Source organism: Streptomyces sp. NPDC058257, assembly GCF_042881845.1.
Taxonomy (GTDB): domain Bacteria; phylum Actinomycetota; class Actinomycetes; order Streptomycetales; family Streptomycetaceae; genus Streptomyces.
Genome location: NZ_JBHVXJ010000021.1, coordinates 68,623 through 90,931, shown reverse-complemented (window position 1 = coordinate 90,931; position 22,309 = coordinate 68,623). Strand labels below are relative to the sequence as shown.

The window sequence follows — 22,309 nt, the reverse complement described above, 5'->3', positions numbered from 1 at the left end:
CACGGTGGCAACAGGGCGCAAGCAGACCTCAAGACGGTTCAGAACAGCGAGAGTCGCACTCTCGGTACTGACGGCATTCGGCACGCTGGCCGGTGCGGCTCTGATGGGAGCGGCACCGGCCGGCGGCGTGGAGGCGGACGGAAAGACGGTCACGTCGCGGATCGCGCCGGGCGTGCAGTACTGGCACTTCGACATCCCGGCGTCGCACGGCACGACCCGCGCGCACGTGCTCGACATCGACCTGAACGATCCCCGGACCGGCGTCGGGCTGCTCTATCCGGGTGAAGTCGGCGCCCGTTCCGCCGTGTCCACGCTCGCGGACGGGGCGGGAGCGGTCGGCGGGATCAACGGCGACTTCTTCAACATCTCCGAGGGCCAGCATCCGGGCGTCGAGGCCACCGGCGCGCCCGTCGGCCCGGCGGTCGCACAAGGCCGCGCCCTCAAGGGTGCGGTGCCGGACGGTCAGCGCTTCGGCCCCGCGATGCCTCCCGGTGTGACCACCCAAGCGGTGCTCGGCGTGGGCTTCGACCGCCGGGCCCGCCTGGACAGCCTCCGGCTCGAAGGCGAAGTACGCACCCCCCGGACCCGGCTGCCGCTCGGCGGGCTCAATCAGTACGCCCTTCCCGTGGGTTCCGTCGGCGCGTTCACCAGCGACTGGGGCAGCACCTCCCGGGTGCGCTCCACCTGCGGCACCGACACGAATCGTGGCGCCCCGTGCAGCACGGACACCCATGAGGTGGCGGTGCGCGGCGGCCGAGTCGTGCAGTCGGCGGACACGCCGGGCAGCGGACCCGTCGCCGCCGGCACCACGGTCCTCGTCGGGCGTGAGGCGGGCGCGCAGGCGTTGCGCAAGCTCTCGATCGGCGACCGGGTGCACGAGTGGCACCGCCTGGTGGCGGCCCGGTCGCACGTCCCGTTCCGTTTCGCGCTCGGCGGCTTTCCGGTCCTGCGCGGCGGCGCCCCGCTGCCCGGCCTCGACTCCGTCACCTCGGCCGTGCGGACGGCTGCCGGAATCTCCGCCGACGGCAGGCGCCTCCTGCTCCTCTCCCTCGACGGCTCCCCCGAGTTCCGTACGGGGCTGACCATCGCCGAAGTGGCCCGGACACTCAAGGGGCTGGGCGCGCAGGAGGGCTTCAGCCTGGACGGCGGCGGTTCCTCCACCCTGGTCTCGTCCGCCACCCTGGTCGCGAGGGCCCCGGGCGCGGAGGCCGTCACCGTACGCAATCACCCGAGCGGCGGCGCCGAACGCCCGGTGGCGAACGGCATCGGCGTGTTCTCGCGGGGCTAGCCGGTGACGGGGCGCGAACTCAGGTCGGGGATCTCGACAGCTCTCCACGGCTACTTCGCGCGCCGGGCACCCGCTGCCGCCGACGATCTGCTCGCCGAGCTCTGGCTCCAGGCGTACGCGGCCAGGCGTGGCTTCGACGCGATCCGCGGACCCGCCAGGGCCTGGTTGTTCGGCGTGGCCCGCAACGTGTTGTCGGCGCACTGGCGGCGGATCGAGCGGCAGCGCCCAGGACCGCCGGGCGACGGCCGTGACGATCCGTGGGAGGCGGTGGACGCGCGGCTCGACGCGGCGGCGGTGACTGCGCACCTTCGCGAGCTGCTTGCCTCAATCCCTGCGGAGGAACGGGAGTTGCCGCTTCTGGAGACGAACCACAAGAGTCGCGGCGAGAACGCCGCCACGGACCGCTGCACCTGGCTGGACGTGGGCCCGGCCGACCGCGTCGGCTGAGCCCTGGCCCATCGTGCGAGTGCGGGCGTGGCACCTTCACTCGGTGTCCCGGACCGCCACCAGACCGTTGAACACGCCCACGTACGCCGTGCCGTCCGGCCCCAGGGTGACCGGCGCCCAGTTGTTGTCGTACGCGATGCCCGTGCCTGCGAGACGCTTCCACTTGGTCCCGCCGGTGCGGAAGTCGACGGCCGTCAGGTACCAGGCATCGATGCCGAGGCTGTTGGGCTCCTTCGTGTAGAAGTACAGCAGTCCGGAGGCGGTCGACAGTTTGGGCACGTTCGAGGGGGCGCGGACGTCGCTCTCCCACACGGTGTCGCAGCCGCTGCCGTCCTCGCGTACGTCGATCCTGCTGACGCCGCCGACGACGCTGCGGCCGAAGGTGAGCGAGGTGATGTTCTCGTAGCCGTAGTTGTTCTCGACGACGAGGCTGTTGCCCCAGGTGATCAGTGAGTTGTCGGTGGTGGACGCGCCGGAGCCGAAGACGGGGACCTTGCACACCAGGCGCTTGTCGTCGGCGACGTCGGCGCCCCTGCGGTAGACGAGGACGTTCATGCGGTCGTCGGCGTTGTCGGTGATCGCCACGTAGTCGGCGTCGCCCTTGCCGAAGAGGTCGGGCGTGGTGCCCGAACCCTGGTTCACCGAGCCGGGCTTGGTGCCTGTCCCCCGTTCGTAGGTCTGGCGCCAGTCGGCCTTCGGGGTGCCGTCCGGCCCGGCCCGGAAACTGTAGAGCGCGTGGTCGGAGACGATCGACACGCCGTCCCGCGCGACGGAGAACGAGTTCTGGATCTCCTCGCCGTCGAGCCGGATGGAGTGGATGTCACCGGACCCGGGGTCCACCGTGCCGACGCGCCCCTGCCGGGTCACCCACCAGATACGGCCTTCCCAGTCGGGCATGACCGAGGTGACCGGGTCGCATTCGCCACTCGGGTAGAGATTTGACCAGGTGACGCAGTCGTGCGGGACCTGTGCCGTCAGATCCCAGTCCTTGTCGACGACGAAGCGCCAACTGCCGTCCGCCGCCTGCTCGTGCGCGAGCCGGACGATGTGCTGCCGGGAGTCGGCCAGGACGAGCCGGTCCTCGTTGTCGAGATACGAGTAGGCACCGCCCGAGGTGTCCTTGAAGATCTTCGAGAAGTCGAGGCGCGTGATGGCCTCGACGGTGGAGGGGCGCTGCGGCAGCTTGTACTCGGCGAGCGTCGTCATCGTGTCCGGGTCGAGCAGCTTGACCAGGAAGCCGGTGAACGTGCCGCAGACAGTGACGATGCGGCCGTCCTTGTCGAAGGTGACGGTGGCGCACTCACCGCCGAGCGCCGCCATCTTCTCGCTGCTGACCTGCGGCTTCTTCCCCAGGGGGCCGTTCCAGGGATACGTTCCGCTGCCCGCCGCGTCCGCGTGCATCCCGCTGCGGCCGTTGGCTGCCAGGTACGGGTGCTGGGGCGGTTGTTCGCCGGGCAGGGGGCGGGCGTCCGCGGGCCCGCCGGTGTACTGGTCGACGAGCCTGTGCCCCGGCGCCTTCGGTATGTCGTCCGCCTGGGCCGGAGACGCGAAGGACACGCCGAAGACCGTGAGCGCGGTCAGGACGAGGGCACTGTTGAGGGTTCTGCGACGCGGCATGCGCCGAAGCTAGGGCCAGCTCCCTGAAGTGTCCATGGAAAGATGACAGTTGTTCATGAACACGCAATGATCATGACTGAACGATCACGGTTGCAGGCCGCTGACGATGTCCGCGGCGGCCGTGACCCCGTTGTGAATGGTCGGCGCCATGCTCGAACTCGCCAGATAGAAGCCGAGCAGCGCACAGACCAGGGCGTGCGAGAACTTCAGTGCGCCGTTGCGCAGAAAAACCACCGCCAGGATCACCAGCAGCAGCACCACAGAGACCGAAATGGCCATCGGGACAACCTCCTCCGCCACGTCGGCACCGCGGCTCTGGGCCGAGTGTGGCGCAGCGGAGGGACCGTCCGGGCGACCGGCATGTCCTCCGAACGGGTGTTATGTGCCGGGGCGTTGCTTCAGCCGAGCCGCATCCGAACCGTATCCGGGCCGGGAACTACTGTCCGTGGGCTCCGAGGAAGGCCTCGAGCCCCGCGAGGTCGTCCGTGTTCAGGTGGTCGACACCGGCGGCGAGGAGCTCGCCCCACACCGCGTCGCGTGCCGGTCCCGCCAGATCCGGTGTCGCCCAGAAGCGGACGCGCTGCCCGCGCTTGTGGGCGGCCGAGACGATGCCGCGCAGCTTGTCGCGTTCGGCGGCGGAAATCTCGCCGACTCCCTGCCAGCCGAAGTTGAGCGTCCAGTTGTCGCTGATCAGCGGGATGAGTGAGGCAGGCGCCGCGCTGCCCAGGTCGGCGAGGCGGCCGTCGTAGAAGGCGCGGCGCACACGCTGGGCCTCCATCGGCGCGCGGGCGGCACGGTCACCTGATATCACCGCCGTCACGGGGCCGCGGCGCACCTTGCCGTAGGAGTACGTGGTGAACAGGTGCCGGTAGCGGCTCAGGTGACGGTCGAGTTCGAGGTACGTCGCCGCGCCCTCGGTCTTGATGTCGATCAGGAGTTGAAAGGGGGTGCGGTGATAACCCCGGTACACGGACCCGCGGTTGGCGCGCACCCGGGTGGACAGGGGGTCCAGGTAGAGCGATTCGAGGGTGCGGGTGGGGTCGAGGTCGATCGGGTCGTGTGCGACCAGGAGTTGGCCGTCGACGAGGTAGATGTCGGCCTCGACGCTGCCGAAGCGGTGGCCGAGCGCGTCGAACAGGGGCCGGGGGTGGTCGTAGTCGTTGTGCGCGTGGGCCCGGATGAGGGGGCGGGGGCCGTGTCCGCGCTCGCTCGCCTGGGCGTACGCGGGGACGGCGGCGGTGCCGGCGAGCGCGGCACCGATGGTGAGGGCTCTACGACGGGTGACAAGTGCCATGGAGACTCCCGGAAGGGGCGGGGGGACGACGGGGGGCCTCAGTGAGTATGAGGCCATGCCCGCGTCAAGAAACCCCTTGCAGAACGGAGTTGGCGCTTTCGACGCTCCGCGTTAACTCCGGGAGACGCGCGCCGCCTCACGCCCGTTCGCCAGCTCCTGTGGCCACGTTCTCATCGGTGACGAGATCGCCCCAGTGGACGGTCCGTTCGCACCAACGCTCCAGGAGCACCCGGTCGTGCCCGACAGCGAGCAGCCCTGCGCCGCTCCCTCGCCGGTACTCCTCCACGGCGTGCACGAGTGCCGCCGTCGTAGAGGCGTCCAGCATCGCCGTCATCTCGTCGCAGATCAGCCAGCGCGGGCGGAGCACCAGGGCGCGGGCCAGGCAGGCGCGCTGCAACTGGCCGTCGCTCACCTCGTGCGGCCTGCGGCTCAGGAGGTCGTCGCCGAGTCCGACCGTGGCCGTCAACTCCCGTACCCGGTCGACGGCTTCGCTCCCGCGCCCGGTCGCGCGGAGCGGCTCGGCGATCAGGTTCGAGAGGGTCAGGCGCGGGTCGGCGGACAGCCGGGGCTGCTGGAAGACGACGCCGAAGGCGGTGCGCTGGGCGCGGGGAGCACGGTGCCGCCAGCCGCGCGCGGGCTCGCCGTCGATGACGACACGGCCCGCGTCGGGCTTGTGGAGCAGGGCGGCGACCCGGGCCAGGGTCGACTTGCCGCAGCCGCTGGGGCCGAGGAGGCCGACGGAGTCGCCGGGCGCGAGGGTGAGGTCAACGCCGCGCACGACGGGGGCGCGGCGGTCGTATCCGGCGGTGATGGAACGGAGTTCAAGCACGGGGCGCCTCCAGCACGGCCGCCGGATCGGGGTGGTGGCAGGCGACGCCGCTCTTGGGCCGCGGCACGGCTTCGCAGGCCTCGTCCGCCCTGGGGCAGCGCGCCGCGAACGCACACCCCGAGGGCAGCGCGGAGAGTTCGGGCGGCATGCCGGGGATTGGCGTGAACTCCCGCTCCGGGAGGGCGTTCAGGAGGCCGCGCGCGTAGGGGTGCCGGGGCCCGGGGGTACCGAAGAAGTCCTCGGCTTCGGCGATCTCGACGATGCGTCCCGCGTACATCACGGCGACGCGGTCCGCGATGCGTTCGGCGGCGGCCAGATCGTGGGTGATCAGGAGCAGCGCGCGGTCGTCGCCCACGTGCCGTCGCAGCTCGTCCACCGTGCGGTCGACGAGGTCGCGGTCGAGGCCCGTCGTCGGCTCGTCGGCGAGCAGCAGCGGCGCGTCACCGATGAGCGCGAGCGCGGTGGCGGCGCGCTGGGCGAGGCCGCCGGAGAGCTCGTGCGGGTAGCGGTCCAGGTGTCCGGCGGGGAATGCGGCACGCTCGGCGGCGGCCTCGGCGGCACTGCGCAGCTGCGGGCGGCGTACATCCGTCAGCTCCCGCAGGGTCTCCTCCAGCTGGGCGCGGACCGTCCGCACCGGCGTCAGGTGCGCGGCCGGGCTCTGCGGTACGAGACCGACGCGGCGCCCCCGGACCGTGCGGGCCAGGGTGCGTTCGTCGGCGGTCGGCAGGTCCACGTCGCCGATGAGCGCGGACCCGGCCGTCTCCGCGTTCCGCGGAAGGAGTCCGAGCAGCGCGGACGCCAGCACGGACTTTCCGCAGCCGCTCTCGCCGACGAGGGCCAGGCACTCCCCCGCCGCCAGGTCGAAGTGGGCGTCGGTGACGGCGGAGACGAAGGTGGCGCCACGCATGCGGAACCGTACGGAGAGACCTCGTACGGAGAGCACCGGGGACGAAGGAGATGAGTGCGAGAGGGACGGGTTCGAGACGGGCTCGGTCACAGCATCAGCTCCGATCGGCGCCGGGGATTGATCCGTTCCCGCCAGGCGCCCGCGAGGCCCGCGATCGCCAGGGTGGGCACGATGATGAACAGGCCGGGGAAGAGCGTCGGCCACCAGTCCCCCGCGAGGAGCGAGCCGCGCGCGCTCTGCACGAGGGTGCCCAGGCTCGCCTGGTGGGTGGGGAGTCCAAGGCCCAGGAAGGACAGCGCGGACTCGTGCCAGATGGCGTGCGGCACCATCAGGACGGCGGCGAGTCCGGCCTGCGGAAGGACGCCGGGCAGCAGATGGCGCAGGGTGACGCGCACGCGGGAAGCGCCGCCGGAGATGGCCGCGTCGACGTACGGACGCGAGCGCAGCGACAGGACCTCGGCGCGCACGATGCGGGCCGTGGACAGCCAGTGCGTGAGCGCGACGGATACGACCACCGGCCACACGCCGGGGCGGAACATCGCCACGATGAAGATGCCGAGCAGCAGGTGGGGTACGGACGAGAAGACGTCCACGAGCCGCATCACGACCCGGTCCACCCAGCCGCCCGACGCGGCGGCGAGCGCGCCCACGGCCGTACCGATGACGGTCGCCACGACCGCCGCCACCACGCCCACGAGCAGCGAGACCCGCAGCCCGTACACACAGCGCAGGAGCAGGTCGCGCCCTACGTCATCGGTGCCGAAGGGGTGCGACCAGGAGGGTGGTCGAAGCTTGGCCGCGAGGTTCACGGCCTGTTCGTCGAGGTTCACCAGCGGGGGTACGAGGAGCACGGCGAGCACGATGGCCGCGACGATCACCGCGGATGAACGCACCCGCCACGCGCGCGTGGAGCGAGTTTTGGAGGCGCCGCCCGAGGAGGCGCGCCACGTCGTCGTCTCAGCCATCGAATCCCACCCTCGGGTCGGCGAGTCCGTACAGCAGGTCGGCGAGGAGGTTGCCCAGGAGCACCGCCACCGTGGCGAGGACCGTGAGCGCGGCGAGCAGCGGGAAGTCCACGGCGGTCGCCGCCGACACGGTGGCCGCCGCGATGCCGGGCCAGCTGAAGACGGTCTCCACCAGGAGCGCCCCGGTGATCAGTTCGGGCACGCGTGAGCCGATCAGGGTGAGTACCGGCAGCATCCCCGAGCGCAGTGCGTGTCCCAGGAGCACGGTCCGCTCGACGAGCCCGCGCGCGCGGGCGCCACGTACGGGGTCGTCACCGAGTGCGTCGCCGACCCCTTGGCGTACGTAGAGCACGAACCACGGAAGCTGCGAGATCGCGAGGACGCCGGCGGGCAGCACGAGATGACTCGCGACCTGTCCGGCCGTGACGGCCGAGCTCGCGGTGTCCGTGAGCCCGCCCGATGGCAGCACCCCCAGCTTCAGGGCGAAGAGCCAGACGGCGAGGAGGCCGATCCAGAACGGCGGCGCCGCTTCGAGTGTGTACGCGAGCGAGGCCACGGCGCGGTCGAGCCAGCCGCCGGGGCGGCGCGCGGCGAGGACGCCGAGCGTGGTGCCGACGAGGATGGCGAGCAGGAACGCGGTGGCGGCGAGCAGTACGGACCAGCCGATGCGTTCACCGATGACGTCGGAGACGGGCTGGCGCAGGGTGCTGGAGTCCCCTAGGTCGCCGCTCACGGCCGACGTCAGCCAGTGCCACCAGCGCTGCACGAGCGGCTGGTCGACGCCGAGGTTGGCGCGCAGCTGGTCGAGGTTCTCCTGCGACGCGGTGAGTCCGGCGGTGCCCGCGTATGCCTTGACGGGGTCGAAGGGGGACGCGGCGGCGATCGCGAAGACGCCGAAGGTCACGGCGAGCAGGACAGGGACGGCGAACAGGGCCCGCCGTCCCGTCATGCGCGCCATCGGCCCCCAGGGGAGCTTGTGGAGCGCGGATCTCACTGCTCGGGCTGCCAGTCCTCGACGTTCCACCACGGCCCGGACGCGAGGCCGTGGTCGTGCGGCTCGGTCTGGGTGGTCAGGTCGCCGAAGCGCTTGTCGACGACGTAGAGGTGGTCGATGTGGGTGAGGAAGGTGTAGCCCGGGTTCTTCACGAGCTCACGCTGGACGGTGTCGTACGCGGCCTGCCGCTCGGCGTGCTCACCGCTCTCGCGGGCCTTGTCGAGCGCCTTGTCCACCTTGGGGTTGTCGTAGTGGGCCATGTTGTTGAAGCCGTCACCGGCGAGCGAGGACTTCAGGAGCGTGTACTGGTCGAAGTCCGGGTCGGCCGGGGAGCCGCCGCCCGCGAGGACCGCGTCCTTGGGCATGCGCGGCTGGATGACCTCCCACGTACCGGCCTGCACCGCTACCTTGATGCCGAGCTTCTTGGCGTCGGAGGCGTAGGCGAGCGCGTGGTCCTGGCGGAGCTTGTCGCCGGAGAGGTACCAGAGCGGGAACGCGGCCTGGACGCCGTCCTTCTCGCGGACGCCGCTCTTGCCCGGCTTCCAGCCCGCCTTGTCGAGGATCCTCTTCGCCGCGGCGAGGTCGTGCCTCCGCTCGGTGCCCTTGGTGAACCAGGGGCTGTCGGTCGGGACCGGGCCATAGGCCTCCTTGCCCGCGCCGTCCAGGATCGAGTCGACCATCGCCTTGCGGTCGACGCCGGTGTCGAGCGCGCGCCGGATGTCGGCGTCGCCCGCGACCTTGTTGCCGGTGGGCAGGGTCACCACGCGGTAGTCGAAGGTCTTGGCGGCGTACGAGGCCTTATTGCCGTCGTTGCCGTCGTTCTTGTACTTCTTCGCGAGGTTGGGCGGCAGGATCGCGCCGTCGAGCTCACCGGCGTCGAGCCGGGTGGCCCGGATGTCGTCGTCCTTGATGATCGCCATGGTGAAGTTCTTGACCTTCGGGGCCCCGCCCCAGTAGCCGGGGTTGGCCTTGAAGGTGAGCTTCTCGCCCTTGGACCACTTCACGAGCTCGTACGGGCCCGTGCCGACCGGCTTGGTGGTGAACTCACCAGTGTTCACATCCTGCTTGCCCGCTATGTGCTCGGGCGCGATCGGCAGGACGGTGCGCTCGGCGAACGGCGCGTAGGGGTACTTGAGGTGGAAGACGACGGTGTCGTCACCCTTCGCCTCGACCTGTCTGACGGCGTCGAGCTCGGTCTTGGCGGCGTTGTTGGTCTTCTTGTCGAGGATCGTCTCGTAGGTGAAGACGACGTCCTTGGCCGTGAAGGGCTTCCCGTCGCTGAACTTGACGCCTTCGCGCAGCTTGAAGGTGTAGGTCTTGCCGTCGTCACCGACCTTGGGGAGCGCGGCGGCGAGCGCGGGCTTGAGCTTCATGTCGGCGTCGTGTGTGAGCAGACCGTCGAAGATCTTGGAGTTGCCGTCCTTGCCGTAACCGAGGAGCGGGCTCAGGGTGTCCGGTTCGTACGCGATGCCGACGACCGCTGAGTCCTTGGCCCCGCCCGCGCCCTTGCCGTCGCCCGGCGCCGAACAGGCCGTAGCGGCGACCGCCAGTGAGGCGGCCGCCGCTACCGCGCCCGTACCCCGTATCGATCGGGCCCTCATGCTCCACACTCCTACTGAAGATCAAACGTTATTGCGAACGAGTCGCAATTATGCCTGAAGTAATGGGTGGGTAAACCGCGCGGGCCGTACCGAGCGGATCACGGCGACCGCGCAGTCGTCGAGGTCAGGGCGCGGGCAGGTCGACCAGTGCGGCCAGCTCCTCCCGGTGGCGTCCCACCGTGCCGAGCGCGATCGAGTCGGCCTTGGCCCGCTTGAGGTAGAGGTGGACGGGGTGCTCCCAGGTCATGCCGATCCCGCCGTGCAGTTGGAGAGCCTCCTCGGCGATGTGCACCGTGGCGGGCGACGCGTACGCCTGCGCGAGAGCCGCCGCGACATCCGCGTCCTCGCTGCCCGCGGCGAGGGTGTCGGCCGCGTTGCGGGCGGCGGCACGCATGTTGACCACCTCCAGCCAGAGCTGGGCGAGCCGGTGCTTGAGCGCCTGGAAGGAGCCGACGGGCCGGTTGAACTGATGCCGTTCCTTCGTGTGACGGACGGTCTCGGTCAAGCACCAGTCGGCGAGGCCCAGTTGCTCGGACGCCAGGAGCCCGGCCCCCGCCCGCAGTCCGCGCCGTACGGCGGGTCCGGATCGCGCACCGACCACGCGCGCGCGTGCCCCTTCGAAGGTGACCGTGGCGAGCGGCCGCGTGAGGTCGAGCGAGGTCTGCGGCACGATGGTCACACCGTCCAGGCCCGCGTCCACCGCGAAGAGCCCGGCGCTCGTCGGTACGAGGAGCACATCCGCGGCGACCGCGTCGGCGACACCGGTGACGCTGCCGTGCAGCACCTGCCCCTCCGCCCGTACGTCGGGCAGGATGCCGCCCGGAGCGGTGGCCAGTGGCACGGTGAGCACGCCGATCCTGCGTCCCGACGCGAGCGCGCCCAGGAGTTCCCTCGCCGCGTCGCTGTCGCAGGCAAGGAGCGCCTCGGTCGCGATGACGGCACTGGTCAGATAGGGCACGGGTGCGACCGCGCGCCCCAACTCCTCAAGGACGAGGGCGGCTTCACGGTGCGTGGCCCCTTGCCCGCCGAGCTCATCGGGCACAAGAAGACCGGCGAGACCCATGCCGTCCGTGAGCGCCTTCCACAGCTCACGGTCGTGCGGCTCGGCGGACTCGGTGCGGGTGATCACTGCGGCGGCGTCGCAGTGATCGGCGAGCAGACCGCGCACCACCGCGCGCAGCGCCTCTTCGTCCTCGGAGTACAGCAGGTCGCGCTGCGAGCTCTGTGATGTCGGCGTCGGCGGCGTCGGCGGCGTTGTCGGCGTTGTCGGCGTGTTCATCGGGCGAGGTCCTTCCACGCGACGTCCTTGTCGGTACGCGGCTCGGAGGGCAGTCCAAGGACGCGCTCGGCGACGATGTTGAGCAGCACTTCGCTGGTGCCGCCCTCGATGCTGTTGCCCTTGGCCCGCAGATAGCGGTAGCCCGCGTCACGGCCGACGAAGTCGACCTTCGCGGGGCGCCGCATCGTCCAGTCCTCGTACAACAGCCCCTCCGCGCCGAGGAGTTCCACCTCCAGGCCGCTGATCTCCTGGTTCAGGCGCGCGAACCCGAGCTTCATGCCCGAACCCTCGGGACCCGGGTGCCCCGCGACGAGCTGCTGGCGAAGCCGCTCCCCGGTGACCCGGGCGACCTCGGCCTCGACCCACAGCTTGAGGAGCCGTTGGTGCAGGTCGTGCGTGCGCAGCTCGGGGCGCTCCCGCCAAGCGTCGACCACCGGGCCGATCATGCCGCCCTCGCGCGGTATGCGGGAGCCGCCGATGGACACGCGCTCGTTCATGAGGGTGGTCTGCGCGACCTTCCATCCGTCGCCGATCTCGCCGAGGCGGTGCGCGTCAGGGATCCTCACATCGGTGAGGAAGACCTCGTTGAACTCGGCCTCGCCGGTGATCTGACGCAGCGGGCGCACCTCGACGCCGGGGTCGGTCATGTCGCAGACGAAGTAGGTGATGCCTCGGTGCTTGGGGACCTCCGGGTCGGTGCGGGCGATGAGGATGGCCCAGCGGGCGGCGTGCGCGCCGGACGTCCACACCTTCTGCCCGTTGACCACCCAGGCGTCGCCGTCACGAACGGCGCGGGTCCCGAGCGCCGCGAGGTCGGACCCGGCGCCCGGCTCGCTGAAGAGCTGGCACCACACCTCGTCGCCGACCCACAGCGGACGCAGGAAGCCGCGCTTCTGCTCCTCGGTGCCAAAGCGCAGGATGGTCGGTGCCGCCATGCCGAGGCCGATCCCGATGCGGCGCGGGTCGTTGTCGGGCGCGCCCGCGGCCTCCAACTCGGCGTCCACGACGGCCTGCAGGGAGCGTGGGGCCCCGAGCCCGCCGAGCCCTATCGGGTAGTGCACCCATGCGAGTCCGGCGTCGAAGCGGGCTTTGAGGAACACCGCCCGCTCCGTCGTCGCGGGCGGATGCGCGGCGAGGAACTCCTCGGTGCGGCGGCGCAGTTCAGCGGCATCCGGCACGGCATCCGTCATACGTCGCCTCCCTCGGGGAGCACGGCCACCCGTCCCGTGGTGACGCCGTCGGCGACCCGCTGGACAGCGGCGGCAGCGTCGCTCAGCCCCACGCGCTCACTGATGAGCGGTTTGATCGCACCCTTCGCCGCGAGCTGGGTGAGCTCCTCGTGGCAGCGGAGGATCGCCTGCGGATCCTTGGCGTTGTACAGGCCCCAGTGCAGGCCGACGACCGAGTAGTTCTTCACCAGGGCGTGGTTGAGGCCGGGAGTCGGGATGACACCGCTCACGAAGCCGACGACGACGATCCGCCCCTCGAAGGCGACGCACTTGGTCGACTGGAGGTACGCGTCGCCGCCGACGGGGTCGTAGATGACGTCGGCGCCACGGCCGCCGGTGGCTTCCTTGACGGCGCCGATGACATTCTCCGTACGCCGGTCGATGACCACGTCGCAGCCGAGCTCGCGCGCCACCTCGACCTTCGCGGCGCCGCCGACGACACCGATGACCTTGGCGCCCGCCGCCTTGCCGAGCTGGACGGCGGCGGTGCCGACGCCGCCGGCGGCCGCGTGCACCAGAAGGGTCTCGCCCTCCTGGAGGTGCGCGCGGCGGTGCAGGCCGAACCAGCCGGTCTGGTAGCCGATGTGCAGCGCGGCGGCTTCCGCGTCGTCCAGGGAGTCGGGCGCGGGCAGTACGGCCGCCGCGTCCGCGATCGCGTACTCGGCGAAGCCGCCGTACGGAAGAGCGGGGTTGGCGATCACGCGCCGCCCGTCCTCGGTCTCACCGCAGATCTCCACGCCGGGCGTGAACGGCAGCGGCGGCGTGACCTGGTACTGCCCTCGGCAGAGCAGCGCGTCGGGAAAGTTGATGTTGGCGGCGCGGACCTTGAGGAGCAGTTGCCCCTCGCCCGGCACCGGCCGGTCCACCTCTTCGAGGCGCATCACCGCGCCCGGCTCGCCGTTCTGGTGCACTTGCCATGCCTGCATGCGGGGCCTCCACGGGGCTTTCGTAGACCGGGCTCCGTCGCATACTAAGCGGTCGCTTGCGGGCAGGGGAACCGTCTCGTCAGTCCGCTTCGGGCTTGTGCCGCGCGGACCGCTGAGCGGGCCGCGCCCGGACGTGCATCCGCTCCCCCTGCGGCCCGAACAGGCTGAGGAATTCCGCGGGCCCCTCCCCCGTGGACCCGAACCAGTGCGGAAGGCGCGTGTCGAACTCCGCGGCCTCGCCCGCCGTGAGGACCACGTCATGATCGGCGAGCACGAGCCGCAGCCGCCCTGACAGGACGTACAGCCACTCGTACCCCTCGTGCGTCTGCGGGTCGGGCCGGACGGAGCGGGAGGGTTCGACCACCTTGTACGCCTGGAGGCCACCGGGCTGCCGGGTCAGCGGGACCATCGTGCGGCCGTGGCGGACGATCGGCTTGGCCCGCACCCGGGGGTCGCCGACGGGCGGGGCGCCCACGAGCTCGTCCAGGGCGACCTGGTGGGCGCGGGCGATGGGGAGCAGGAGTTCGAGGCTGGGCTTGCGGTGTCCGGACTCCAGACGCGAGAGGGTACTCACGGAGATGCCGGTGGCGGCGGCGAGACCCGCGAGCGTCGCGCCGCGTTCCTTGCGGATGCGGCGCAGGCGGGGGCCCACCTCGGCAAGAACGCCGTTCATGGCCGCGTCGTCTTCGTCGCCTTCCACGCCTTCCACGCCGTCGGCTCCGGTGACGGTCGCGGTCTTGCTGCTTTCGGTCGCCTTCATGACTCCATTGCAGAATCGGCAAAGGCATTTGTCAATCCTTACCCACACCCGGGCGGGTGACGCCGTCCATCAGGAGGTCGAGCAGCCGCTCGGCCTGCTCGCGCTGATGGAGATCCCCGGCCACGAGGGTGACACCCGCAAGGGCCATGAGGATGTCGGGCGACGGCACGTCCGCGCGGATCACCCCCTGAGTGATCCCGGCGAGACGGAACTCCTCGATCGCGCCGGTCAGCTGCTCGCGCGTCTGCGAGCTCAGCCGCTCGTCGTTCCGCAGAAGAGTCTTGAGCGTGTCGGCCATCCCGTGCTTGGCGGCGAGATAGTCGAGCACCTGGGACATCCACGTCCGCAGGGCCCGGTCGGCGGGCAGCTCACCGAGGAGGTCCGACGTCCGGGCGGCGAGCCGAGCCGTCTCGTAGCGGTAGGTGGCGTCGACCAGTTGCTCGCGGGTCGGGAAGCGTCGGTAGAGGGTGGCGATCCCTACGCCCGCGTCCTTCGCGATCTGCTTCAGGGTCGCGGCTCCGCCGTCACGGGCGAAGGCCAGGGCGGCCGCGGCGAGCAGCTTGTCCTCGTTGGCCCGCGCGTCGGCCCGGATCGGTCGGCCTGACGGCTCAGGCATGCGGTTCTCCCTCTCGGCTTGCGGCTTCAGCTGCGGCTTGCGGCTTGCGGCTTGCGGCTTGCGGCTTGCGGCTTGCAATGCGGAGTCGACTCCGTTTAGCGTGAAGAGCAAGCGGAGTCGACTCCGTTTAAGGTGACGGTAGCAGGTTCCGCAGGCCGTCCCCTCGCACCAGCGCGACCACAGAAGGACCGCCCACGTCATGCAGTACCGCACGCTCGGCAGTACAGGAGTCCGCGTCAGCTCGTTGTGTCTGGGCGCGATGATGTTCGGGGAGTGGGGAAACCCGGATCACGACGCCTCGATCGGCATCATCCGCACGGCACTCGACGCGGGCGTCAACATCATCGACACGGCCGACGTCTATTCGGGCGGCGAGTCCGAGACCATCGTCGGGAAGGCGGTCGCCGGACGGCGCGACGATGTCGTCCTGGCGACCAAGGTGTCGAGCCCCATGGGTCCTGGCCTCAACGAGCGCGGAGCTTCACGGCGCTGGATCGTCCGGGCCTGCGAGGAGAGCCTGCGCCGTCTGGGCACCGATCACATCGACCTGTACCAGGTACACCGGCCCGATGACGCGACGGACCTCGACGAGACCTTGGGCGCGCTCTCCGATCTCGTCCGCGCGGGAAAGATCCGCTACGCGGGCTCCTCGACGTTCGCCCCCTCGACGATCGTGCGGGCGCAGTGGACCGCCGAGCGACGGCATCGCGAACGCTTCGTCTGCGAACAGCCGCCCTACTCCCTCCTGGCCCGGGGCATCGAGGGTGACGTACTACCCACCTGCGAGACGTATCGGATGGGGGTACTCACCTGGAGTCCGCTGGCCGGAGGCTGGCTCTCCGGCCGCTGGCACCGCGAGGCGGCCGACCTCGGCAGTCACCGCACACGGACGATGCCCTTCCGCACCACGCTCTCCCATTACGACCTGGCCGTACCGGGCAACCAGGCCAAGCTCGACGCCGCCACCGAACTCGCCGGCATCGCCGACGAAGCGGGCCTGACACTGATCCAGCTGGCGCTGGCCTTCGTCACCACGCACCCCGCGGTCACCGCAGCGATCATCGGCCCCCGCACCGCCGGGCATCTGCACGACCAGCTCAGCGCCGCGGACATCGTCCTGGAGCCCGACGTCCTCGACCGCATCGACCGCGTCGTGGCACCCGGCACCGACCTCAACTCCGAGGACACGGGCTACCACGCGGCCGTCCTGGCCGACCCGAAGCGTCGCCGCCGTACCCCCGAAGGGGCCTGAGGGCATGGCACTTTGAGGCGTTCCGCGATATCGATGCGGCCATGACGGACGATGCGAACGAAGGGACCCCGCCGGGGCTTGCGGCTCCCGCCCCGCCGGGCACGAGCGCCTTGCCGGAGGGGACGTACGACGGGGCGGCCGTCCTCGTGACCGGTGGCGGGACAGGCCTGGGCAGAGCGATCGCCGCGGAGTTCGCGCGACTCGGCGCCGACCTGGTGATCGCCAGCCGCAAGGAGGAGCGGCTGAAGGCGGCGCGGGACGAACTCGGCGCTCTCGGTGGGCGGGTGGCGGCGGTGGCGTGCGACATCCGGGACCCCGAGCGCGTCGCCGAGGTCTTCGACGCGGCGCAGGACGCGTTCGGCCTGCCGGGCGTCCTGGTCAACAACGCGGCGGCGAACTTCCCCGTGCCGGCCGAGGACATGTCCCCGAACGCGTGGCGAGCGGTCGTGGACACCACCCTGACCGGGACGTTCTTCATGACGCGCGAGTTCGCCCGCCGTCATCTCGCGGCGGGCTCACCCGGCTCCGTCATCAACATCGGGGCGTCGTACGCGTGGACGGGCGGCCCCGGCTTCGCACACAGCGCGGCGGCGAAGGCGGGCGTGAAGAGCCTCGTCGAGAGCCTGGCGGTGGAGTGGGGTCCGTACGGGATCCAGGTCAACGGCCTGGTGCCGGGGCTGATGCCGCACGAGGACATGACCGACGACATCCGCGACAATCTGGACCGGGCGGCGCCCGCACAAGCTTCGCAGGCAGGGCAGTTGGGCGCTCGCCAGCCCGCCCTCCGCGTCGGCGCCCCGCGCGAACTGGGCTGGGCCGCGACCTTCCTCGCCTCGCCCTACGCCCGCTTCATCACCGGGCACACGTTGGTGGTCGACGGCGCGAACTGGCAGCGGCGGGGTCTGGTGAGCCCGGAAGTGGTGACGGTGCGCGAACAGATGGGGCGAGGTCCCTTCGAGCGATAACCGCGCGCCTCACTCCCCATCCAGCGACAGCCGCGCACCTCACTTCCCCTCGAACGTCGCCGCCCGCCGCTCCCGCTTCGCCGCGTACCCCGCACGCGAGTCCTCCGACGTCAGCGTGATCGCCGCGTTCATCGCGACCCGGTCGAGGGCGGCGTCCATCCCCGCGTCCGCGTACGCGTCGATGGCCCGCTTGATGCCCTGGACGGCCAGCGGACCGTTCGCCGCGATCTCCTCGGCGACTTCACGGGCCGTCCCGCCCACCTCAGCGAGCCGGGTGACGAGTTGGACAAGACGCAGCCGCTCGGCCGTGGCCGCGTCGATGCGGCGTCCGGTGAGCGAGAGCAGCTTGGCCCAGCCCGCGCCCGCGTCGCGCGCGATGCGCAGATCGCCGCCCGCGTCCACCGCGAGGCCGATCTGCGCCTCGGGCAGCGCGAACACCGCGTCGTCGGACGCGATCCGCACATCCGCCATCAGCGCCAGCTCGAAGCCGAAGCCCAGGCAGTATCCCTGCACGGCGGCGACGATGGGCTGCGGCAGACCCGCGAAGGCACGGAAACGTTCGTGGACCCAGCGCAGGCCCTCGTAGTAATTGCGGGTGCGCTCTGATCCCGAACGTCCGCCGATCGCACCGCTGTTGCTCGCGGTGACGTCGATCCCGGCGCAGAACGCCCGCCCCTCGGCCCGCAGGAGCACCACCCTGACCGAGTCGTCGAAGCGGATCCGGTCGGCGAAGATGCCCAGCTGGCGCGTGGACTCCCAACTCCACGCGTTGAGCTTGCGCGGACAGCAGAGGGTGAGGACGCCGATGCCGTCCTCGATGTCGAGGCGCAGCCGTTCCTCACCCTCCGCGATGTGCGTACCGATGGTGTCGATCATCCAGGACCAGCTCCTGCCGACGCTCCTGACGGCCCGTCAATTAGCTGACGGGCCGTCAGCTTAGCGGGAGCCGCTCAGCGGCTGAAGACCTCGAAGGACACCGCGGGCCTCCCGCCGAAGCGCGGAGCCAGCCGCTCCGCGTTGCCGGTGAGGAACTCGCGGCAGTACTTCTCGGGGTCCTCCCGCGTCAACACCTCGATGTACGTGCGGTGTTCGAGGAGCGAGCGCACGGAACGCTCAAGACCGGCCGTCGCGTCCACCGCGTGCGTGGGCGACGAGGAACCGGCGACGGCCACCCATCGCACACCGCCCCAGGGCTCGAGCCCGTCCTCCTCGATCAGCTCGGGAAAGATCCAGCGGTTGCCCGCGTCCCCCACGGCGTCCAAAGTGGCGCGGCCGACGGCGACGTGGTCCGGGGTGTTCCAGGCGACGCCGCCCCAGGTGTCGCGGTGGTTGAGCGTGATCACGAGCTCGGGGCGGTGCCTGCGGACCGCGACGGCGATGTCGCGGCGCAGGGCCGTCCCGTACTCGATCACGCCGTCCTTGTGGTCGAGGAACTCCACGGTCGACACACCGACGACCGCCGCGCTTGCCCGCTGCTCCCTCTCGCGCAGCGGCCCGCAGGTGACGGGGTCCAGGGTGTCGATGCCCGCCTCACCACGACTGGCCAGGAGGTAGGCGACCTCGTGACCGCCGTCCGTCCAACCGGCGACCGCGGCCGAGCAGCCGTACTCCAGGTCGTCGGGGTGGGCCACGACGGCGAGGGCGCGCTGCCAGTCCTCGGGCATGGGTGTGAGCTGGTCGTTCACATGCAACGGCTCTGTCATGCCCGCAGCCTAGCTTCGCGGATCCCCCGGGCGGGGTGACCTCAGGCCTCGCCCCGGGCGAGCGCGAGGAGCCGGTCCAGGACGCGCGGTGAACCCACCCGCAGGCCGTCGTGCTCGTACTCGTCGGTGACCCAGGTCCGCAGGCCGCGGATGGAGCGCGCCGTACGCAGTGAGTGCTCGGTGTCCACATACAGATCGTCGTGGTAGATGGCAGCGGCGGCGGGCACCTCGTTCGCGGCGAGGCGTGCCGTGTCGTACAGAGGCGCCCAATCGGTGCGTGCGGCGAGGAGCTCGGCGGTCTCGCGCAAGGGCCGCAGGGCCGGATCGCAGTCGAACTGCCAGCGCTGGACCGCTTCCCCGGTGAACAGCAGCGGCGCGTCCCCGGCGAGAGTCCTGCCGGGGTCGAACTGCGGGAACTCGCCGCGCAGCCGCTCGGCCGACCAGTCGGTGGGCCGCTCGCCCTGGCCGTAGATCGTCTCGTGCATCAGCGCGAAGAGCGGGCGGCTCGCGAGGGACAGGCTGGCCTGTACGTCTTCCTGGAACGCGTCGGAGAGCGTGTGCCCCGCCGGGGTCCGCACGAAGGCGTCCTCGATGAGGTAGTGCAGGCGGTGGCTGCCGTCCTTCGAGCCGAGCAGCATGCCGAGGGACTGGAACGCCTCGACGGTGAGGCGGTAGCCGCCGTTCAGGACCGGCTCGTGCTCGGCGAGGTGGGCGGCGATGCGGCGGGCGCGCTCCACGTCCTGGGGGTAGCGGGCGTAGTGGGCGGCGGTCTTGCGTTCCATGCGCGGGTAGGCGGCGCGGTAGACGTCGTCCGCGTGGCCGTCGAGCGTGGGCAGGCCGCCGGTGATGATGGCGGTGTGCAGGCCTTCGGGAGCCGCCGACAGGTAGTGGGTCGCGCAGAAGCCGCCGAAGCTCTGGCCGAGGACGGTCCAGGGTGCTCCGCCGGTCAGCTCGCGCCGGATCAGCTCGCAGTCGCGGACGATGGAGTCGGCGCGGAAGTGCGTGAGGTGGTCGGCCTGTTCGCGGGGGCCGCCGCGCAGCGGAAGCGTCTGGCGCGTGGCCGGAGTGGAGCTGCCCGTTCCGCGCTGGTCGAGAAGCAGCACCCTGAAGTCCTGCAGCGCCCGGCCGAGCCACGCCTCCTTGCCCGCGAACCGGTTGGCCCCGCATCCCGGGCCGCCCTGCAGATACACCAGCCACGGCAGGTCCGCGGCGTCCCCGTGCGCGCTCGCCACGGCCTCGCGGGCGAAGACCTCGATCCGCTCCCCCGCCGGGTCGTCGTGGTCGAGGGGAACGGAGAAGCGGTGGTCGGTGAGGACGACGCCGGGCTGACGGTAGGAGGCGGTGGCGGTCAAGAGGGCTCCTGGACGTGGGCGAATACGGAACGGGACACTTCGCCACAGTTCAGCACACCCGCCGTGGGAGCGTTCAGCGGGGCGCAAGGCTGGAGCGCCGCACCACCAGCTCCGGCTGGAGCACCACGCGCCGGTGATCATGTTCTTCGGAGTCGGCGTCCGACTCGGACTCCTCCAGGAGGAGTTCCGCGGCCATCGCGCCCATCTTGATGGCGGGCTGACGCACCGAGGTGAGCGGGACGACGGCCGCGGCGGCGAATTCGATGTCGTCGTAGCCGACGATGGCGATGTCCTCGGGCACGCCGACCCCGGCCGCGTACATCGACTGGAGCACCCCGAGGGCGAGCAGGTCGTTGGCGCAGAAGACGGCGGTCGGCCGCTCGGCGAGCCCCAGGACGCGGGCGCCCGCGTCGCGCCCCGCGGCCACGTCGAGGTGTTCGGTGGGCAGTTCCCGCAGCGCCGACGCCGGCAGACCGGCCTCGGCCAGGGCCTGCAACGCTCCCTGCCTGCGGTCCTTGACCTGGTTGAGTCCGGGCGGGCCACTCACGTACGCGATGCTGCGGTGCCCCGTGTCGAGAAGGTGGCGCACGGCGAGTGCTCCGCCGAGGACGTCGTCCACGGAGACGGAGCACTCGGTGGCGCCTTCGGCGACCCGGTCGACCAGGACGAACGGGATGGCGTGTCTGCGAAAAGCCTCGATGTTGCGCCCCGTCGCGTCGGCCGGGGTCAGCAGGACGCCACGTACCCGCTGTTCCGCGAAGAGCGCCAGATACTCGGCCTCTTCGGAGGGGCTCTGTCCGCTGTTGCACATCATGACGCGGAGCCCGGCGTCGCGCGCGGCCCGCTCGGCACCGCGCGCGACGTCCACGAAGAAGGGGTTGCCCATGTCGAGCACGAGGAGCGCCATGATGCGGCTCTGGCCCGCGCGCAGCTGCCGTGCGGACTCGCTGCGGACGTAGCCGAGCCGTTCGATCACGGACTGCACCCGGTGACGGGTCTCTTCGGAGACCACGTCCGGACGGTTGATCACGTTCGACACCGTGCCCACCGACACACCGGCGTGCTTCGCCACGTCTTTGATGCCGACCATGCGTCCCCTTGTTCCTCTGCTCGTGCGACGCCTTGTGCGGTGCCGCGTGCGATCCCCTCAGAATTTGTACTGGTCGATGTTCTTCTTGTCGAAAACGGTCGGTTCGCCGAGATCGACGACTCCCTTGTCACCGATGGTGAAGGTGCCGAGGTCGCCCGCCTCGAACTTCTCGCCCTTCTTGCCCGTGATCTGGCCGGACTTCAGAGCCACGGCGGCGTGGGCGGCGAGCGCGCCGAGCTTGGCCGGGTCCCACAGTTCGAAGCCCTCGACGGTGCCGTTCTTCACGTACTGGCGCATGTCGTTGGGCGTGCCGAGGCCGGTGAGCTTCACCTTGCCCTTGTACTTGGATCCCGAGAGGTACTGGGCGGCCGCCTTGATGCCGACCGTCGTCGGCGAGATGATCCCGGCCAGCTTCGGGTGCTCCTGCAACAGTCCCTGGGTCTGCTGGAAGGACTGCTGGGCGTCGTCGTTGCCGTAGGCCGTCTTGACCAGCTTCATGTCCTTGTACTTGGGCTTCTTCAGCTCCTTCTTCATGTAGCCGATCCAGGTGTTCTGGTTCGTCGCGGTCTGGGCGGCGGAGAGGATCGCGATGTCGCCCTTGTAGCCGAGCTGCTTGCCGAGGAGCTCCACCTGGGTGCGGCCGAGCGCCTCCGCGCTGGACTGCGAGACGAAGACGTCACGGCATCCGGGGTTGGTGTCGGAGTCGTACGTGACGATCTTGATGTCGTTCTTCATGGCCTGCTTGAGGGCGGTGCACAGGGCGCCGGGGTCCTGCGCGGAGACGGCCATGGCGTCGACCTGCTGCTGGGTGAGCGTGTTGACGTAGCTGACCTGCCCGCTGGTGTCGGTGGCGCTGTTGGGCCCTGTCTCCTTGTACGAGGAACCGAGCTCCTTGAGCGCCTTCTCGCCGCCCTTGTCGGCGACGGTGAAGTACGGGTTGTTGACCTGCTTGGGCAGGAAGGCGACGGTGAGGCCCTTCTTGGTGGCCGCGTCCGGGTCGGCCTTGGCGTTCGAGGCCTTGCCCGCGTCGTCGTTCTTCGAGGACTCCTTGGTGGTGCCTGAGCAGGCGGTGGCGGTGAGGGCGAGCGAGGTGACGGCGGCCAGGGTCACACAGGCGCGGGTGAGGGCGGAGCGGCGGACAGATCGGCGAGGAGAGAGCATCGGTGGTCCCTTTCGGACTTATCGACTTGTCGGC

Annotated in this window: 22 protein-coding genes; 4 read left to right on the top strand and 18 right to left on the bottom strand. The window is 70.8% G+C overall.

The window, feature by feature from the left end; genetic code table 11:
* Positions 1-103: 103 nt before the first annotated feature.
* On the top strand, positions 104-1,288 hold the full coding sequence (locus tag ACFVXC_RS34840) for a phosphodiester glycosidase family protein (RefSeq protein WP_389913869.1): 1,185 nt from the start codon (positions 104-106) through the stop codon (positions 1,286-1,288).
* Positions 1,289-1,291: 3 nt separating this feature from the next.
* Complete coding sequence (locus tag ACFVXC_RS34835) at positions 1,292-1,735, top strand: RNA polymerase sigma factor (protein WP_389913866.1); 444 nt, start codon at positions 1,292-1,294, stop codon at positions 1,733-1,735.
* A gap of 36 nt (positions 1,736-1,771) precedes the next feature.
* Here ACFVXC_RS34835 and ACFVXC_RS34830 read toward each other — a convergent pair whose 3' ends face one another.
* The 13 genes from ACFVXC_RS34830 to ACFVXC_RS34770 form a co-directional block, all read right to left on the bottom strand.
* Entirely contained in the window at positions 1,772-3,352 is a 1,581-nt protein-coding gene (locus ACFVXC_RS34830; protein WP_389913864.1) for a hypothetical protein, read from the bottom strand.
* A gap of 84 nt (positions 3,353-3,436) precedes the next feature.
* Positions 3,437-3,631, bottom strand: a complete 195-nt coding sequence (locus ACFVXC_RS34825; RefSeq protein WP_160503040.1) for a hypothetical protein — start codon at positions 3,629-3,631, stop codon at positions 3,437-3,439.
* 157 nt (positions 3,632-3,788) lie between these two features.
* Positions 3,789-4,646, bottom strand: coding sequence for a phosphatidylinositol-specific phospholipase C/glycerophosphodiester phosphodiesterase family protein (locus tag ACFVXC_RS34820; protein ID WP_389913862.1), 858 nt, complete (start codon positions 4,644-4,646; stop codon positions 3,789-3,791).
* 136 nt (positions 4,647-4,782) lie between these two features.
* Positions 4,783-5,475, bottom strand: coding sequence for an ABC transporter ATP-binding protein (locus tag ACFVXC_RS34815; RefSeq protein ID WP_389913859.1), 693 nt, complete (start codon positions 5,473-5,475; stop codon positions 4,783-4,785).
* A complete protein-coding gene (locus ACFVXC_RS34810; protein WP_389914021.1) occupies positions 5,468-6,382 on the bottom strand; it encodes an ABC transporter ATP-binding protein in 915 nt (304 codons plus the stop codon). Before ACFVXC_RS34810 ends, ACFVXC_RS34815 begins: the two co-directional genes overlap by 8 nt.
* A gap of 86 nt (positions 6,383-6,468) precedes the next feature.
* Positions 6,469-7,347, bottom strand: a complete 879-nt coding sequence (locus ACFVXC_RS34805) for an ABC transporter permease (RefSeq protein ID WP_389913856.1) — start codon at positions 7,345-7,347, stop codon at positions 6,469-6,471.
* Positions 7,340-8,305 carry an ABC transporter permease gene (locus ACFVXC_RS34800; protein WP_389913853.1) on the bottom strand — a complete coding sequence of 322 codons (966 nt, stop codon included), beginning with the start codon at positions 8,303-8,305 and terminating at the stop codon, positions 7,340-7,342. Before ACFVXC_RS34800 ends, ACFVXC_RS34805 begins: the two co-directional genes overlap by 8 nt.
* Positions 8,306-8,337: 32 nt before the next feature.
* On the bottom strand, positions 8,338-9,942 hold the full coding sequence (locus ACFVXC_RS34795; protein ID WP_389913850.1) for an ABC transporter substrate-binding protein: 1,605 nt from the start codon (positions 9,940-9,942) through the stop codon (positions 8,338-8,340).
* Between the two features lie 124 nt (positions 9,943-10,066).
* A complete protein-coding gene (locus tag ACFVXC_RS34790) occupies positions 10,067-11,221 on the bottom strand; it encodes an acyl-CoA dehydrogenase family protein (RefSeq protein WP_389913847.1) in 1,155 nt (384 codons plus the stop codon).
* Complete coding sequence (locus ACFVXC_RS34785) at positions 11,218-12,399, bottom strand: acyl-CoA dehydrogenase family protein (RefSeq protein ID WP_389914018.1); 1,182 nt, start codon at positions 12,397-12,399, stop codon at positions 11,218-11,220. Before ACFVXC_RS34785 ends, ACFVXC_RS34790 begins: the two co-directional genes overlap by 4 nt.
* A gap of 8 nt (positions 12,400-12,407) precedes the next feature.
* On the bottom strand, positions 12,408-13,376 hold the full coding sequence (locus ACFVXC_RS34780) for an NADPH:quinone oxidoreductase family protein (RefSeq protein WP_389913845.1): 969 nt from the start codon (positions 13,374-13,376) through the stop codon (positions 12,408-12,410).
* A gap of 79 nt (positions 13,377-13,455) precedes the next feature.
* A complete protein-coding gene (locus tag ACFVXC_RS34775) occupies positions 13,456-14,049 on the bottom strand; it encodes a helix-turn-helix domain-containing protein (RefSeq protein ID WP_389914015.1) in 594 nt (197 codons plus the stop codon).
* A 118-nt stretch (positions 14,050-14,167) separates the two neighbouring features.
* Positions 14,168-14,752, bottom strand: a complete 585-nt coding sequence (locus ACFVXC_RS34770; RefSeq protein WP_389913843.1) for a TetR/AcrR family transcriptional regulator — start codon at positions 14,750-14,752, stop codon at positions 14,168-14,170.
* Positions 14,753-14,951: 199 nt separating this feature from the next.
* On the opposite strand from ACFVXC_RS34770, the gene ACFVXC_RS34765 reads away from it, so the two are divergent.
* Positions 14,952-16,004, top strand: a complete 1,053-nt coding sequence (locus tag ACFVXC_RS34765; RefSeq protein ID WP_389913840.1) for an aldo/keto reductase — start codon at positions 14,952-14,954, stop codon at positions 16,002-16,004.
* 41 nt (positions 16,005-16,045) lie between these two features.
* Positions 16,046-16,969 (top strand): SDR family oxidoreductase, encoded by a 924-nt coding sequence (locus tag ACFVXC_RS34760; RefSeq protein WP_389913838.1) that lies wholly within the window; start codon positions 16,046-16,048, stop codon positions 16,967-16,969.
* 39 nt (positions 16,970-17,008) lie between these two features.
* Here the strand turns inward: ACFVXC_RS34760 and ACFVXC_RS34755 are convergent, their stop codons facing one another.
* The 5 genes from ACFVXC_RS34755 to rhaS all read right to left on the bottom strand — a co-directional run bounded on the left by ACFVXC_RS34755 (position 17,009) and on the right by rhaS (position 22,275).
* Positions 17,009-17,845 carry an enoyl-CoA hydratase/isomerase family protein gene (locus ACFVXC_RS34755; protein WP_389913835.1) on the bottom strand — a complete coding sequence of 279 codons (837 nt, stop codon included), beginning with the start codon at positions 17,843-17,845 and terminating at the stop codon, positions 17,009-17,011.
* A gap of 74 nt (positions 17,846-17,919) precedes the next feature.
* Positions 17,920-18,672: a PIG-L deacetylase family protein gene (locus ACFVXC_RS34750; RefSeq protein ID WP_389913832.1), complete on the bottom strand. Its 753-nt coding sequence runs from the start codon at positions 18,670-18,672 to the stop codon at positions 17,920-17,922.
* A 41-nt stretch (positions 18,673-18,713) separates the two neighbouring features.
* Positions 18,714-20,024 carry an alpha/beta fold hydrolase gene (locus ACFVXC_RS34745; RefSeq protein ID WP_389913828.1) on the bottom strand — a complete coding sequence of 437 codons (1,311 nt, stop codon included), beginning with the start codon at positions 20,022-20,024 and terminating at the stop codon, positions 18,714-18,716.
* Positions 20,025-20,097: 73 nt separating this feature from the next.
* Positions 20,098-21,114, bottom strand: coding sequence for a LacI family DNA-binding transcriptional regulator (locus ACFVXC_RS34740; protein ID WP_389913825.1), 1,017 nt, complete (start codon positions 21,112-21,114; stop codon positions 20,098-20,100).
* 57 nt (positions 21,115-21,171) lie between these two features.
* The gene (gene rhaS / locus ACFVXC_RS34735) at positions 21,172-22,275 is read right to left on the bottom strand and encodes a rhamnose ABC transporter substrate-binding protein (protein ID WP_389913822.1); all 1,104 of its coding nucleotides are present in this window, start codon (positions 22,273-22,275) and stop codon (positions 21,172-21,174) included.
* Between the last annotated feature and the right edge of the window lie 34 nt (positions 22,276-22,309).

What these genes read in the sequence shown, in the direction of transcription:
- ACFVXC_RS34760 (WP_389913838.1), top strand. Translation starts at nt 16,046, where the DNA reads ATGACGGACGATGCGAACGAAGGGACCCCGCCGGGGCTTGCGGCTCCC.
- ACFVXC_RS34840 (WP_389913869.1), top strand. Translation starts at nt 104, where the DNA reads ATGGGAGCGGCACCGGCCGGCGGCGTGGAGGCGGACGGAAAGACGGTC.
- ACFVXC_RS34755 (WP_389913835.1), bottom strand. Translation starts at nt 17,845, where the DNA reads ATGATCGACACCATCGGTACGCACATCGCGGAGGGTGAGGAACGGCTG.
- ACFVXC_RS34740 (WP_389913825.1), bottom strand. Translation starts at nt 21,114, where the DNA reads ATGGTCGGCATCAAAGACGTGGCGAAGCACGCCGGTGTGTCGGTGGGC.
- ACFVXC_RS34805 (WP_389913856.1), bottom strand. Translation starts at nt 7,347, where the DNA reads ATGGCTGAGACGACGACGTGGCGCGCCTCCTCGGGCGGCGCCTCCAAA.
- ACFVXC_RS34780 (WP_389913845.1), bottom strand. Translation starts at nt 13,376, where the DNA reads ATGCAGGCATGGCAAGTGCACCAGAACGGCGAGCCGGGCGCGGTGATG.
- ACFVXC_RS34790 (WP_389913847.1), bottom strand. Translation starts at nt 11,221, where the DNA reads ATGAACACGCCGACAACGCCGACAACGCCGCCGACGCCGCCGACGCCG.
- ACFVXC_RS34770 (WP_389913843.1), bottom strand. Translation starts at nt 14,752, where the DNA reads ATGCCTGAGCCGTCAGGCCGACCGATCCGGGCCGACGCGCGGGCCAAC.
- ACFVXC_RS34825 (WP_160503040.1), bottom strand. Translation starts at nt 3,631, where the DNA reads ATGGCCATTTCGGTCTCTGTGGTGCTGCTGCTGGTGATCCTGGCGGTG.
- ACFVXC_RS34775 (WP_389914015.1), bottom strand. Translation starts at nt 14,049, where the DNA reads ATGAACGGCGTTCTTGCCGAGGTGGGCCCCCGCCTGCGCCGCATCCGC.
- ACFVXC_RS34800 (WP_389913853.1), bottom strand. Translation starts at nt 8,305, where the DNA reads ATGGCGCGCATGACGGGACGGCGGGCCCTGTTCGCCGTCCCTGTCCTG.
- ACFVXC_RS34795 (WP_389913850.1), bottom strand. Translation starts at nt 9,942, where the DNA reads ATGAGGGCCCGATCGATACGGGGTACGGGCGCGGTAGCGGCGGCCGCC.
- ACFVXC_RS34830 (WP_389913864.1), bottom strand. Translation starts at nt 3,352, where the DNA reads ATGCCGCGTCGCAGAACCCTCAACAGTGCCCTCGTCCTGACCGCGCTC.
- ACFVXC_RS34750 (WP_389913832.1), bottom strand. Translation starts at nt 18,672, where the DNA reads ATGACAGAGCCGTTGCATGTGAACGACCAGCTCACACCCATGCCCGAG.
- rhaS (WP_389913822.1), bottom strand. Translation starts at nt 22,275, where the DNA reads ATGCTCTCTCCTCGCCGATCTGTCCGCCGCTCCGCCCTCACCCGCGCC.
- ACFVXC_RS34810 (WP_389914021.1), bottom strand. Translation starts at nt 6,382, where the DNA reads ATGCGTGGCGCCACCTTCGTCTCCGCCGTCACCGACGCCCACTTCGAC.
- ACFVXC_RS34765 (WP_389913840.1), top strand. Translation starts at nt 14,952, where the DNA reads ATGCAGTACCGCACGCTCGGCAGTACAGGAGTCCGCGTCAGCTCGTTG.
- ACFVXC_RS34820 (WP_389913862.1), bottom strand. Translation starts at nt 4,646, where the DNA reads ATGGCACTTGTCACCCGTCGTAGAGCCCTCACCATCGGTGCCGCGCTC.